General features: G+C 71.7%; 15 protein-coding genes. 9 read left to right on the plus strand and 6 right to left on the minus strand.

The genetic code is table 11. The annotated features are described in order from the left end of the window. Positions 1-31: 31 nt before the first annotated feature. Both VIL76_RS04500 and pdxH read right to left on the minus strand, forming a co-directional pair. The gene (locus tag VIL76_RS04500) at positions 32-1,510 is read right to left on the minus strand and encodes an AAA family ATPase (protein WP_332043799.1); all 1,479 of its coding nucleotides are present in this window, start codon (positions 1,508-1,510) and stop codon (positions 32-34) included. Beyond that, positions 1,507-2,172: a pyridoxamine 5'-phosphate oxidase gene (gene pdxH / locus VIL76_RS04505; RefSeq protein WP_332043837.1), complete on the minus strand. Its 666-nt coding sequence runs from the start codon at positions 2,170-2,172 to the stop codon at positions 1,507-1,509. The genes VIL76_RS04500 and pdxH overlap by 4 nt, the downstream gene beginning before the upstream one ends. An 82-nt stretch (positions 2,173-2,254) precedes the next feature. Here pdxH and VIL76_RS04510 point away from each other — a divergent pair, with 82 nt between their 5' ends. From VIL76_RS04510 to VIL76_RS04525, 4 genes are all read left to right on the plus strand, one after another. Then, a complete protein-coding gene (locus tag VIL76_RS04510; RefSeq protein WP_332043800.1) occupies positions 2,255-2,959 on the plus strand; it encodes a DnaJ domain-containing protein in 705 nt (234 codons plus the stop codon). Positions 2,960-3,047: 88 nt separating this feature from the next. Then, positions 3,048-4,373, plus strand: a complete 1,326-nt coding sequence (locus VIL76_RS04515; RefSeq protein ID WP_332043801.1) for an MFS transporter — start codon at positions 3,048-3,050, stop codon at positions 4,371-4,373. Positions 4,374-4,536: 163 nt separating this feature from the next. Beyond that, a complete protein-coding gene (gene aroC, locus VIL76_RS04520; protein WP_332043802.1) occupies positions 4,537-5,655 on the plus strand; it encodes a chorismate synthase in 1,119 nt (372 codons plus the stop codon). Between the two features lie 62 nt (positions 5,656-5,717). Further along, positions 5,718-5,930, plus strand: coding sequence for a hypothetical protein (locus VIL76_RS04525; RefSeq protein ID WP_332043803.1), 213 nt, complete (start codon positions 5,718-5,720; stop codon positions 5,928-5,930). Here the strand turns inward: VIL76_RS04525 and VIL76_RS04530 are convergent, their stop codons facing one another. The 4 genes from VIL76_RS04530 to VIL76_RS04545 all read right to left on the minus strand — a co-directional run bounded on the left by VIL76_RS04530 (position 5,931) and on the right by VIL76_RS04545 (position 8,581). Beyond that, the gene (locus VIL76_RS04530; RefSeq protein ID WP_332043804.1) at positions 5,931-6,302 is read right to left on the minus strand and encodes a 6-carboxytetrahydropterin synthase; all 372 of its coding nucleotides are present in this window, start codon (positions 6,300-6,302) and stop codon (positions 5,931-5,933) included. It lies immediately after the preceding gene. A gap of 28 nt (positions 6,303-6,330) precedes the next feature. Continuing rightward, entirely contained in the window at positions 6,331-6,963 is a 633-nt protein-coding gene (gene queE, locus VIL76_RS04535; protein WP_332043805.1) for a 7-carboxy-7-deazaguanine synthase, read from the minus strand. Continuing rightward, on the minus strand, positions 6,960-7,706 hold the full coding sequence (queC, locus tag VIL76_RS04540; RefSeq protein ID WP_414695410.1) for a 7-cyano-7-deazaguanine synthase QueC: 747 nt from the start codon (positions 7,704-7,706) through the stop codon (positions 6,960-6,962). Before queC ends, queE begins: the two co-directional genes overlap by 4 nt. 422 nt (positions 7,707-8,128) lie before the next feature. Continuing rightward, positions 8,129-8,581 carry a GNAT family N-acetyltransferase gene (locus VIL76_RS04545; protein WP_332043807.1) on the minus strand — a complete coding sequence of 151 codons (453 nt, stop codon included), beginning with the start codon at positions 8,579-8,581 and terminating at the stop codon, positions 8,129-8,131. 95 nt (positions 8,582-8,676) lie between these two features. Here VIL76_RS04545 and VIL76_RS04550 point away from each other — a divergent pair, with 95 nt between their 5' ends. The 5 genes from VIL76_RS04550 (at position 8,677) to VIL76_RS04570 (ending at position 13,138) form a co-directional block, all read left to right on the plus strand. After that, on the plus strand, positions 8,677-9,783 hold the full coding sequence (locus VIL76_RS04550) for a response regulator (protein WP_332043808.1): 1,107 nt from the start codon (positions 8,677-8,679) through the stop codon (positions 9,781-9,783). 101 nt (positions 9,784-9,884) lie between these two features. After that, positions 9,885-10,694 carry a chorismate mutase gene (locus VIL76_RS04555; protein ID WP_332043809.1) on the plus strand — a complete coding sequence of 270 codons (810 nt, stop codon included), beginning with the start codon at positions 9,885-9,887 and terminating at the stop codon, positions 10,692-10,694. A gap of 39 nt (positions 10,695-10,733) precedes the next feature. Next, the gene (gene hisC / locus VIL76_RS04560; protein WP_332043810.1) at positions 10,734-11,864 is read left to right on the plus strand and encodes a histidinol-phosphate transaminase; all 1,131 of its coding nucleotides are present in this window, start codon (positions 10,734-10,736) and stop codon (positions 11,862-11,864) included. 4 nt (positions 11,865-11,868) lie between these two features. Beyond that, the gene (locus tag VIL76_RS04565; RefSeq protein ID WP_332043811.1) at positions 11,869-12,801 is read left to right on the plus strand and encodes a prephenate/arogenate dehydrogenase family protein; all 933 of its coding nucleotides are present in this window, start codon (positions 11,869-11,871) and stop codon (positions 12,799-12,801) included. 79 nt (positions 12,802-12,880) lie between these two features. After that, on the plus strand, positions 12,881-13,138 hold the full coding sequence (locus VIL76_RS04570) for an EF-hand domain-containing protein (RefSeq protein WP_332043812.1): 258 nt from the start codon (positions 12,881-12,883) through the stop codon (positions 13,136-13,138). The last annotated feature ends 23 nt before the right edge of the window (positions 13,139-13,161 follow it).

Here is a 13,161-nt window from a genome sequence, read left to right on the forward strand (position 1 = left end):
GGCGGTACGCAACGCCGTACCTGAACAATGATCACCCGCTCGCCTTGGCCCAGGCGCGGGCGGAGGCCTCGACATCGGTCGCATCCACGCGCGGCCAGGCGAGGCCGGAGGCGTCGAACCTGCGCAGTTGGTCCTGCACCACCGGCAGGGTGGCGTCGGAGGCGTCGTTGGTGCGGGCGGCGACGCGGGCCTCCAGCACGGCGGCCGGCGCCTCCAGCCAGACCGCGTCGAAGGGGACGGCGCAGTCCCCGGCCAGCTGCTCCGCCCGGGCGCGAAGCGGGGCATCCATGAAGGTGGCGTCCAGCACCACCGCGCGGCCGGCCTGCAGCAGGGCGCGGGCGGTGTCGAACAGGGTGTCGTAGGTCTGGACGTAGAACTCCGGCGTGTAGACCTCGCGGCCCATGGGCTGGGTGGAGGCGACGTTCAGCAGCCGCTTGCGGATCTCGTCGGTGCGCAGGACCACCGCGCCGGGAGAGGCCCCGAGGCTGGGCGCCACGGCCCGGGCGAACGTCGACTTGCCGGAGCCCGACAGACCGCCCACCGCCAGCAGCCGGGGCGGCGCGGGCGAGAGGTGGGCGATGCCGGCGTCCACGTACGCCTTCGAGAGCTCATCGTCGCCGGCGTGGGCGGCGACGTGCGCCCGCACCGCGGCGCGCGCCGAGAGCATCAGCGGCAGGGCCGCGAGCCCGGCCCAGATCTCCTGCGGCAGGCTGCGCGCGACCTCGTCCAGCCAGGCGGAGAGCACGCGCACGCCCGCGTCGCGGCGTCCGCGGAAGTCCAGGTCCATCAGCAGGAAGGCGATGTCGTACTGGACGTCCAGGTCCGACAGCAGGTCGTTGAACTCGATGCAGTCGAAGAGGATCGGCCGGCCGTCCTCCACCAGGATGTTGCCCAGGTGCAGGTCGCCGTGGCAGCGGCGGGCGAAGCCGGCGGTGGCCCGGTGCGCCAGCAGCGGCGACTGGCGCTCCAGCTCGGCCTCGGTGAGGGCCACCAGGGTCTCGACGCGCTGGTCGCCCAGGCGCGGCTTCAGTTCCCGCAGCAGGCTGGCGTTGGAGCCGACGGTCCACGCTAGCGCAGTGAGCCCTCCCGCCGGCCGCAGCTCGGCGCCGGCATGGAACCCGGCGACGGTGCGCCCGAGGAGTTCGGCGAGCTCGCCGTCGATGCGCTCGGGATGTGCCGCCAGGACGGCGTCCTGGGAGAAGCGGCGCATTTCCAGGGCGTACTCGACCACCTCGCCCTGGCCGTCCAGCTCCAGCCCGCCCTCGGTACGGGTGAAGCGATGCAGGGCGCGGTAGATGTCGGGCGCCGCCGGCTTGTTGAAGGCCAGCTCCCGCTCCAGCGCCCAGCGACGCTTCCCCGGCGTCGAGAAGTCCACGTAGCCGAGGTCGACGTCGCGCTTGACCTTCCAGGCGGTATCGCCGGCGAGGTAGACCCGCGCACAGGCGGTCTCGACCACCTGCTCGGCGCGGCCTTCGAACCAGCGGGCGACCTGCGCTTCCGTCTCGGTCAAGGAAACAGCCTGCGGGTGGTCCAGCCGCCCTGCGCGGGCTCGAACACCAGCCGCTCGTGCAGGCGGAACGCCCGGTTGCGCCAGAACTCGAACGTCTGCGGGCGGATGCGGAAGCCGGACCAGTGCGGCGGACGCGGGACCTTTCCGAGGCCGAAGCGGAGGCCCACTTCGGCGATCTTCTTCTCCAGGGCCAGGCGGTCGGTGAGCGGGCGCGACTGGTCCGAGGCCCAGGCGCCGAGCTGGGCGGGTCGGGCGCGCGTGGCGAAATAGGCGTCCGCCTCTTCGGCCGTGACCGGCTCGACGGTCCCACGCACCCGCACCTGGCGGCGCAGCGACTTCCAGTGGAACAGCAAGGCGGCCTTGGGATTGGCGGCGAGCTGGCGGCCCTTGGCGCTCTCCAGATTGGTGTAGAAGACGAAGCCGTCGGCATCGACGTCCTTCAGCAGGACCATGCGCACGTCCGGCAAACCGTCCTCGTCGACCGTGGCCAGGGCCATGGCGTTGCCGTCGTTGGGCTCCTTCTCCAGCGCCTCCTTCAGCCATTCGGCGAACAGGGCGAAGGGATCGTCCTCGGAGAGCAGTTCCGGGGGCTCGGCGCTCGTCACCTGCCGGACGTAGTCGTCCTCACTCGGCGACGGCGGGATGAGGGTCTTGTCGGTCATCGTGCCGGCATATAGCGCGCCGGCGCGGCGCCTCGCGAGGCTTAACCCCGCCTTGACCATGTTGCGGCTCATGATCGCCGCCATGGCCGATCGCTCCGCCTCCCTCTCCGCCAAGGCCGCGCGCGACCTGCTGGGCGTGGGGCCGCTCGCCTCGGCGGCGGAAATCCGGCGCGCCTTCCGGGAGGCCGCCAAGCACGCGCACCCAGACCGGCCGGGCGGCTCGCCGGAGCGGTTCCGGGCGGTCACCGACGCCTACCAGCGCCTGCAGGCGCCGCCGCGGAGCACGCGCGAGCGCATCGCGCAGCCGCCGGCGCCGCGGCCGGAGCCCACATCGCAGGTGCTGGAGATCACACCGCAGCTGGCGCTGGCCGGCGGCGGCGTGGAGCACCGCCTGGCCGGCGGCCGCCAAATCCGCATCACACTTCCCGCGGGCCTTCGCAGCGGCGACACGGTTCGGGCCGGCGAGGCCGAGCTCTCCGTCGTCGTCCGGGCCGAGGGCGACATGCTGGTGCGCGGCGACGACCTCTGGATCACGGTGCCCGTGGCGCCCCGGACCCTGGCCGAGGGCGGCCGCGTAACCCTGGAGACGCCGCTGGGTCGGCGGATCGTCTGGATCACCCGCAAGGCCGCCGAGCGTGGCTTGGTGCGCCTGGTGGGCCAGGGCCTGCCGGCTCGCGGCGCGCACGCCCAGGGCCACCTGTTCCTGCGGCTCGCCCCGCAGAAGGGCGAGGCCCATTCCGCCGCCGGCCGGCTGCTCCGCCGCTTCGCCGCCGCCTGGGCGGCCTGATTTCACCGGGGACATCGCGCGGTGCGCGATCGCATGGCAATGTCCCGGCGACAGACGCGAGCGAACGCGTCGGGGGAGGAAGATCAGTATGACGGCCACAGCCGCCGCCGCGCCCAAGCTGGGCGAGAATTCCATCGTCAAGGTCGCCCTGACCTCGGCCGCCGCCACGTCCATCGAGTGGTACGACTTCTTCATCTACGGGACCGCCGCGGCGCTGGTGTTCCCAACCCTGTTCTTCCCGGCGGACATGCCGCCGGCGGTGGCCCAGGTGGCCGCCTTCTCCACCTTCGCGGTGGGCTTCATCGCCCGGCCGCTGGGCGGGGTGGTGTTCGGCCACTTCGGCGACAAGTTGGGCCGCAAGCGGGCCCTCGTGGTGGCGCTGCTGATCATGGGGGCGGCTACGACGCTGATCGGCCTGCTGCCCTCCTACGCGACGATCGGCGTCGCGGCGCCGCTGCTGCTGATCCTGTTCCGCTTCGCGCAAGGCCTGGCGATCGGCGGCCAGTGGGGCGGGGCCGCCCTGCTCGCCATCGAGAGCGCGCCGGCCGGACGCAAGGGCTTCTACGGCAGCTTCGCCCAGGTAGGCGTCCCGGTGGGCGTGGTGCTGGCCAACCTGATCTTCCTGGTGATGAGCGCCAACCTCGCGCCCGAGGCGTTCCAGAGCTGGGGCTGGCGCGTGCCCTTCGTGCTCAGCCTGCTCCTCGTGGGCCTGGGTCTGTATGTGCAGCTGGTGCTCGAGGACTCGCCGGAGTTCAAGGCCCTCGAGATCGCCGAGGAAAGCGTCATCTCGAAGCAGGCGAAGGTGCGCGAGCGCTCGCCGCTCCTGAAGGTCATCGCCAAGCACCCGAAGGAGATCCTGCTGGCGGCGGGCTCGTTCGTGGCGTCGAACGGCTGCTTCTACATCATCATCACCTATGTGGTGGCCTACGCGACCAAGGAGCTGAGCGTCTCGCGCTCGACCATCCTGTGGGCGGTGCTGCTGGGCAGCATGATCTCGGCGCCGACCCTGCTGCTGACGGGCGCGTTCAGCGACCGGTTCGGGCGGCGCGGCGTGTTCATGCTGGGCGCGCTGCTGTCCGGCGTCTGGGCCTTCCCGTTCTTCATGCTGATCAACACCGGCGCCTTCCTGCCGATGCTGCTGGCCATCGCCGTCGGCCTGACGCTCATGAACATGATGTACGGCCCGCAGGCCGCGCTGTTCGCGGAGCTGTTCTCCATCGAGGTGCGCTACTCCGGGGCCTCGCTGGGCTACCAGCTCGGCGCCATCCTCGGCGGCGGCTTCGCGCCGATGATCGCCGCGGCCCTGCTCACGCGGTACCACACCGCCATGGCCATCTCCGGCTACATGGCGGTCCTCTGCTTCGTGTCGCTGGTCTCGATCTTCCTGATCGCGGAGACCAACAAGCGGACCTGATACAAATGCTCGTCATCCCCGGCCATGCGCCGGGGATCCAGACGCACCTGGCGCTGCCGGGACACGGCTGAGGTCGGCGCTTCTGGATGGCCGGGACGAGCCCGGCCATAACGAACTCAGGGATTTGGCGGCTCAGGTCGGATCGGGCTACAGAACCACCGCCATGAGCCACAACACCTTCGGCCACCTGTTCCGCGTGACCACCTGGGGCGAAAGCCACGGGCCGGCGCTGGGCTGCGTGGTCGACGGGTGCCCGCCGGGGATCGCGCTGACCGAGGCCGACATCCAGCCGTGGCTGGACCGCAGGCGCCCGGGCCAGGGGAAGTTCGTCACTCAGCGCCAGGAGGCGGACGCGGTGAAGATCCTCTCCGGCGTGTTCGAGGACGACCGCACCGATGGCCAGGTGACCACCGGCACGCCGATCTCGATGATCATCGAGAACACCGACCAGCGCAGCCGCGACTACTCCGAAATCGCCACCAGCTTCCGCCCGGGCCACGCCGACTACGCCTACTTCGCCAAGTACGGGGTAAGGGACTACCGCGGCGGGGGACGGCAGTCGGCGCGGGAGACCGCCGCGCGCGTGGCGGCCGGGGCCATCGCGCGGAAGATCCTGGACGGCGTGACGATCCGCGGGGCGGTGGTGCAGATCGGGCCGCATGCGGTGGACCCGGCGCGGATCGACTTCGCCGCCACCGACAATCAGTTCTGGTGTCCCGACCCTGAGATGGTCCCGGTGTGGGAAGAGCACCTGGAGACGGTCCGCAAGGCCGGATCCTCGACGGGCGCCATCGTGGCGGTGGAGGCGAGCGGCGTGCCGGCCGGCTGGGGCGCGCCGGTGTACGGCAAGCTCGACGCGGAACTCGCCGGGGCGCTGATGTCGATCAACGCCGCCAAGGGGGTGGAGATCGGCGCCGGGTTCGCCTCGGCTGCATTGAGCGGCGAGGAGAACGCCGACGAGATGCGGGCCGGCAACGACGGGCCTGGGTTCCTGTCCAACAGCGCCGGCGGGGTGCTGGGGGGCATCTCCACCGGCCAGCCCGTCACGGCGCGGGTCGCGTTCAAGCCGACCTCGTCGATCCTGACGCCGCGGCGCAGCCTGAACGAGGCCGGCGAGGAGATCGAGCTCAGGACCAAGGGCCGCCACGACCCCTGCGTCGGCATCCGCGCCGTGCCGGTGGTGGAAGCCATGGTCGCCTGCGTCCTGGCCGACGCCTACCTCCGCCACCGGGCCCAGACGGGCGGCGGCGCGTTCATCCCCGGGTCACCCGAGCGGCGCTAGGCCGCAAGGCGAAGGGCGCCGCCATCTGGCATGGTCAGCGCCGACACGTCGGGGAATTCGCTATGACCTCCAAGATCATCGCCCGCGCGGCCCTCGCCCTGACGCTGGGCCTCAGCCTCTCCGGCTGCGTGACCGCCATGGTCACCGGCGCGGTGGTCGGCACCGCGGTGGGCGTCACCGGCGCGGCCGTGAAGACGGCGGCCAAGGGCACGGGCATGGTGGTCGGCGCCGTGATCCCCGGCGGCGGCGACAAGGACGAGAAAAAGAAGCGCTAGCTAGAGCGCGTAGGCGCAGCTCTCGCCGATGGTCGGGCGGGAGACCACGATCCGGCACAGGCCCGGAAACTGCGGCTTCAGCCGCTCGGCGAAATAGAGGCAGATGTGCTCGAGGGTGGGCCGCTCCAGGCCCGGCTTCTCGTTGAGCAGGCCGTGGTCGAGCTGGCCGGCCACGCCCTTCAGGGCCGCCTCCAGGTCGGCGAGGTCCGCCACCCAGCCTACCGGCTCCTCGGTCGCCCCGCGCACCGTCGCCTCCACCTTGAACGAATGGCCGTGCAGGTTCGTATAGGGCCGGTGCTGCGGCCCCTCGGCGAAGTAATGGGCCGCATCGAAGGTCGCGGCCTTGGTGATCTCGAAGACGGGTTGGGTCATCTGGGAGGCGGGTGTTTAGACGAAACCCTCAGGCGATGCCCAGGTATTTGTGCGTCTGCACGCTGAGGCGCCACCGGGGGTGAGCCAGGCAGTAGGCGATGGCCGCGCGGGTGTTGGCCTCCCGGTCGGGGCCGTCCATGGGCTGCAGCAGGAAGCGCTCGAAGTCCCAGCCCTCGAACCTCGCAGGGTCCACGCCGGGCTGCGGATAGACCAGCTTCAGTTCCTGCCCCGCCGTCTGCACCACCGCGGCGTCGGCCTTGGGGCTGACGCAGACCCAGTCGATGCCGGCCGGCGCGGGCAGGGTGCCGTTGGTCTCCAGCGCGATGGAGAAGCCGCGCGCGTGCAGGGCGTCGACCAGGGCCTCGTCCACCTGCAGCAGCGGCTCGCCGCCGGTCAGCACCACGAGGCGGTTCTGCGGCCCGCCCTGCCATGCCGCCTCGACGGCGGCAGCCAGGGCGTGGGCGTCGGCGAAGCGGCCGCCGCCCTCTCCGTCCATGCCCACGAAGTCGGTGTCGCAGAAGGTGCAGACCGACTTCGCCCGGTCCTCCTCGCGGCCGCTCCACAGGTTGCAGCCGGAAAAGCGGCAGAACACCGCCGGACGGCCGGCCTGGCCGCCCTCCCCCTGCAGGGTGAGGAAGATCTCCTTGACCGCGTAGCTCATGCCTTGACCGCGGACGGCCTCATCACCGGCCGCTCCTCGGCGACGAAGCCTTCCCAGCCGCGGGCGCGCAGCTCGCAGGCCGGGCAGGTCCCGCAGCCGTAGCCCCAGGCGTGGCGCGCCTCGCGCTCGCCGCGGTAGCAGGTGTGGCTCTCCTCCAGGATCAGGTCCACCAGCGGCTCGCCGCCGAGCCCCTTGGCCAGCGCCCAGGTCTCGGCCTTGGTCAGCCACATCAGCGGCGTCTCGATCCGAAAGTCCTGCGCCATGCCGAGGTTCAGCGCGCGCTCCATGGCGTCGAGGCTCTCGCGTCGGCAGTCGGGGTAGCCGGAGAAGTCCGTCTCGCACATGCCGCCCACCAGGACGGTGAGCCCCCGCCGGTCGGCGAGCGCGGCGGCGTAGGTGAGGAACACCAGGTTGCGGCCAGGGACATAGGTCGACGGCAGGCCCTTGGAGGTGATCTCGAAGGCGCGCTCCCCCGTCATGGCGGTCTCGCCGATGGCGCCGAAACCGTGCAGCTCCAGCATGTGGTCGGGACCCAGGCGCGGCGCCCACTCGGGCAAGGCCTCCGCCATCTTTGCGCGCACCGTCTCGCGCGCCTGCAGCTCCACCGCGTGACGCTGCCCATAGTCGAAGCCCACCGTCTCGACGCGCGCATAGCGGTCGAGCGCCCAGGCCAGGCAGACGCTGGAGTCCTGGCCACCGGAAAACAGCACGAGCGCGCCCGTATCCTCGGTCATCGGCCCCATATGCGCGCTCGGCCGGCAAACCGGAAGCCCGCGGCTGCCGCGAAGTAAAGTCAAGTAACGGCGATCAAATGTTACCGTTCATTTGCCTGTTACGCCACCTGTGACTTGATTGCGCAAGGCGAACGGGGTTCGATTTTGAACAACGCGCTCGAAAGTGCGCCCGTTTTGCCACACAGGCAGGAATCCGCGACCCGAGCCGCGTAAGTTATCAGCCTTCAGTTGACCTTCCGCGGCTCGCGGTCCGAGGAACCCCGGCCTGAGCGTCAACGGGACCAACTACCTGCGGCAGACGGGGACCTCGATCACCCGCGGCCTCATCCAGCCCCGCACCTACGGCGTGGAGCTGCAGTACCGTTTCTAGGAATACGGCGCGTTTCCTCCCTCGCGGCCATGGCGGCGGACCCCCGGGTCCGCCCCTCTTTTTATGCGAGCGGCTTTTCCATGCGGGGCGCCGGCTCGAACAGGGTCTCCACCACGCCCACCTGCCGGAAGCCGCAGGCCTCGTAGAAAGCCCGCGCCCGCTCGTTAGCGACCACCCCCAGCACCGGCGCGCCCAACGCCGCCGCCCGCCGCGCCGCCTCGGCGATGAGCTGGGCGCCGACGCCCCTGCGCCAGGCCTCCGGCGCCACGAACACGTCCTCCAGCTCTGCGCCCCCGTCGGCGGTGCGCAGCACCGTGCCGAAGCCCAGCACCTGCCCGTCGGCCTCGGCCACGAAGGCGTGGGCCATGTGGTCGAGGGGCACCTCCCTCGCTTCGGGCAGGGCGGTCAGCTCCTCCGTGAGGTCGCCGTAGGCCAGGGACGCGCGGAGCTTCAGGCCGCCGAGCAGCTCGCGTTCCTCGGGCCGGGCGGGACGGATCTCGACAGGCGCGACCATGGCCAGAGATTGGCCGATCGGCTCCCGTTTAACGAGTGCTCAAATCTTGGGCGCCATGGTGCGGTCCCTAGACGGCATCCCCCGGCCCCCATCCCATGTCCCTGCCCCAGTTCTTCTTCGACCGCGTGAGCGCGGAGATCCGGCAGCAGATGGACGGCGTCCAGGCGCTGGCCGACCAGCTTTCCCGCCTGCCGCTCCCCGATGACGCGAAAGGCTGTGTGGCCGGCATCGCCGATGCCGCCGCCGGCGTCACCCGCACCCTGGAACGCGCCCTGGACCTGCGCGGCGTGGCCACCCAGGGCCTGACGCTGCAGCCCGCGCCCCTGCGCCTGCGCGAGCTGCTGGACGACGTCGCCGCCCGCTGGCGGCCGCGGGCGAACGCGGCGGGCGTGACCCTGCACACCTCCTATGACGGTGCGCCGGAGGCGCAGGTCCTGGGCGACCGCAGCCGGTTGATCCAGGTGTTCGACGGGCTGCTCGGCGAGGCGGTGGCCAGCGCCGCGCGCGGCGCGGTCGAGGTCACCCTGCGCGCTGCTCCGGCCACCGGCGGGGTAAAGCTGCAAGGCCGGGTGCGCGGCGGCGCCACGGGCCGCGACGCCCAGCCAGAGGAAGACCGGGTGCGCGACGTCGCCGACAAGCTGGGGCTGGAAGTGGCCCTGGGCGCCATGCTGGCGCGCCGGATCGTGGCGGGGCTGTCGGGCGTCGTCACCCACGAGAGCAACGCCGGCGACGCCGGCACGGCCTGGTTCGAGATCCTGCTGCCGGCCGCGGCCGACGCCTCGGCTGCCCCGGCGCCGGCGCCCGAAGCCCGGCCGGCGCATGTGCTGGTCGTCGACGACAACGCCACCAACCGGGTCGTGGCCCAGGCGCTCTGCGAGATGCTGGGCTGCACGTCGGAAGCCGCCGAGGACGGGTTCGCGGCGGTCGAGGCCGCCCGGCGCGGGCGGTTCGACCTGATCCTGATGGACATCCGCATGCCGCGCCTCGACGGGCTCGCGGCGACCCACGAGATCCGCAAGCTTCCCGGCAAGGCCGGCGAGGCTCCGATCGTGGCCCTGACCGCCAACGTCGACCCCGACGACGCCAACGCCTACATGGCTGCAGGCATGTGCGGGGTGCTGGAGAAGCCGATGAAGGCCGACGACCTGCGCCAGGCGCTCCGCAAGGCGCTGGCCGGCCGGGCCGACGTCGCGGCGGCCTAGCTTCCCTCCCCCCATGGGGAGGAAAGTTCTTGCGGCGTTCGCGCCTATTGCGCCCCGGCCTGCAATCACCTAGGTCGCGAGCCTTCGTTTCGGGGGAGAAAATGGCCGAGGCCGAGAGGACGCCCGTTGCGCCGCCGTCGCTGGACGAGGTCCGCGCGCGCATCGACGCCATCGACGCCGAGCTGCTCAAGCTGCTCGACGAGCGGGCGGGCCTCGCCCATGCCGTCGCCGCCGCCAAGGCCGCCGCAGGCGAGGCCGGCCGCTTCGGCCTGAAGCCCGCCCGGGAGGCCCAGCTCCTGCGCCGCCTGCTGTCGAGGCCGCGGCAGGGGGCGACCGCGCCGCTGATCGTGCGCGTCTGGCGCGAACTGATCGGCGAGAGCCTGAAACTGCAGGGCCCCTTCCACCTGACCGTCTGGGGCGGCAAGGACGCCGGCCGCGCCGTGGAGCTGGCGCGGCTACGCTTCGGCGCGGCGCCGCCGCTGCGCCAGGTCGCCAAGCCGGACGAGGCGCTCGCCGCCGCCCGCACGCCCGGCGGCGTCGCCGTCTGTACGCTCGCTCCCGACAGCGCCTGGTGGGGCCGCCTGCTGGCGGAACCCAAGCTGAAGGTGTTCGCGGCCCTCCCCTGCCTCGCCGCCTGGGGGCCGCTCTCGGCGCTCGCCGTGGCGGAGGTGGAGGTGGAGCCCTCCGGTGACGACCGCACCTTCTGGGTCACCGACGCCGCCCAGCCGGCGGCGAAGATCATGGACGCGCTCAGCCGTGACGGCGTGGCCGCCACCCTGCTGGCCGAGACGGGCGGGCTCAAGCTGTTCGTGCTGGCGGGCTACTACATGGCCGACGACGAGCGCCTGACCCGGGCGCCGGGCCGGCTCTCCGGCGTGATCGGGGCTGCGCCCGCCGCGCTGGACGTGTAAGAGGGCGCCTCTCTTCCAGAGGCTTCTTCTTCGCATCCGATGCCTGCCGACGACCTGACCACCGACCGCGCCAGCGCGCCCCGCCCCATGCCGAAGCCGGGGATCATGCAGATCCACGCCTATGTGCCGGGCAAGGCCAAGGCCGAGGGTATCGAGAACCCGGTCAAGCTCTCGGCCAACGAGAACCCGCTGGGCTCCAGTCCCAGGGCGCAGGAGGCCTACGCCGACGCCATCGCCAGGCTGCACGTCTATCCGGACCCGCGCTCGAACATCATCCGCCAGGCGATCGCCGAGACCTACAAGCTCGAGCCGGAGCGGCTGCTGTTCGGCTGCGGCTCGGACGAGGTGTTCGCGATCCTCAACCAGACCTTCCTGGAGCCCGGCGACAACGTGGTGCAGGGCGAATACGCCTTCGCCGCCTTCGCCATCGGCGCGCGCGCCTGCCAGGCGGAGATTCGCTCGGTCCCGGAGCCCGGCTACCGGATCGACGTCGACGAGATCCTGAAGGCGGTCGACGAGCGCACCCGCATCGTCTTCGTGGCCAACCCGGGCAATCCGACCGGCACGTGGGTCCCGTTCTCCGAGATCGAACGCCTGCACGCCAGCCTGCCGCCCAGCGTGCTGCTGATCCTCGACGGCGCCTATGGCGAGTTCGCCCTGGATCCGGCCTACGATGATGGACTGGACCTCGCGCGCCGGGCGGCGAACGTGGTGGTCACCCACACCTTCTCCAAGCTGCATGGCCTGGCCGGCCTTCGCGTGGGCTGGGGCTACGGACCGGCTGAGATCATCGAGGCGTGCGAGCGCATCCGCTTGCCGTTCAACGTCAACGTCCCGGCCCAGGTCGCCGCCGTGGCCGCCCTGGCGGACGTGGAGTTCCAGGAGCGTTCGATCGCCCATGTGGAGCGCTGGCGGCCCTGGCTCGCCCAGCAGCTGGGCGGCATCGGCCTGGAGAGCGTGGGGCCGAGCGCGGCCAACTTCCTCCTGGTGGGCTTCCCGAAGGCCCCCGGCAAGACCGCCAGCGATGCGGAGGCGTTCCTGACCTCGCGCGGCCTGCTGGTGCGCCTGGTCGGCGGCTACGGCCTGCCCGACCACCTGCGCCTGACCATCGGGCTGGAGGAGCACAACCGCGCCCTGGTGGACGCGCTCGCCGAATTCATGAAAGCCTGAGCGGATGGGCCAGGCGATCTACCCGAAGATGGCCGTGGTCGGCTGCGGCCTGATCGGCTCCTCGGTGATCCGCGCCGCCCGCCAGGCCGGCGCCGTCGGTGAGGTCGCCGTCGCCGACGCCAAGCCGGAGCATCGGGCCCGCATCGCCGACCTGGGCCTCGCCGACACCGTCACCGGCGACATCGCCGAGGCGGTTCGCGACGCCGACCTGGTGGTCTTCGCGGTGCCCGTGCTGGCCATGGGCGAGGCCATGAAGGCCGCCGCGCCGGCGCTGAAGCCCGGCGTCACCGTCACCGACGTCGGCTCGGTGAAGGGCTCCGTCGCCGAGGCCCTGCAGGAGGCGGCGCCCGAGGGCGTTTTCGTGATACCCGGCCACCCGATCGCCGGCACCGAGCAGTCGGGCCCCGACGCGGGCTTCCCCGAGCTCTTCCAGAACCGCTGGCTGATCCTCACGCCGCAGGAGCGCGACGACGCCCCCTACCGCGAGGCGGTGGCGCGGCTCACCGCCTTCTGGACGGCGCTGGGCTCCAACGTCGAGCAGATGGACGTGCGCCACCATGACCTGGTCCTGGCCGTGACCAGCCACCTGCCCCACCTGATCGCCTACAACATCGTGGGCACCGCCGCCGACCTGGAGGGGGTGACCCAAGCCGAGGTGATGAAGTACTCCGCCGGCGGCTTCCGCGACTTCACCCGGATCGCGGCGTCCGACCCCACCATGTGGCGCGACGTCTTCCTGACCAACAGGGAGGCGGTGCTGGAGATCCTCGGGCGCTTCACCGAGGACCTGCAGGCGCTTTCCCGCGCCATCCGCTGGGGCGAGGGCGACAAGCTGTTCGAGCTGTTCAGCCGCACCCGCGAGATCCGCCGCGGTGTCATCGCCGCCGGGCAGGAGACGCCCGAGCCGAACTTCGGGCGCGATCACCGCCAGCCCTGAACGCCAAGTTCTGACACTGGCGCGCAATACCCGCGCAACAAGACCGGCGCTCTGTGCCGGCCGCACATCAGGAGCTTTCATGCGCAAGATCATCTTCGCCGCCGCCGCGGTCGCCCTCTTCGCCGCCGGCGCAGCGAACGCCCAGATGCCGGCCCCGGCCGACGTCGTGAAGAACATGGACAAGGACGGCGACAGCGCCATCAGCAAGGACGAGTGGGCCGCCGCCGGCCGCCCGGCCGAGCGCTTCGACGCCGTCGACACCAACAAGGACGGCAAGATTTCCGTCGCCGAGCTCGAGGCGGTCTTCGCCGCCATGCGCGCCCGCGCCGGCCAGTAACCCAAGAAGAGCCCACTGGAGCG

This window comes from Phenylobacterium sp. (genome assembly GCF_036563285.1).
Taxonomy (GTDB): domain Bacteria; phylum Pseudomonadota; class Alphaproteobacteria; order Caulobacterales; family Caulobacteraceae; genus Phenylobacterium.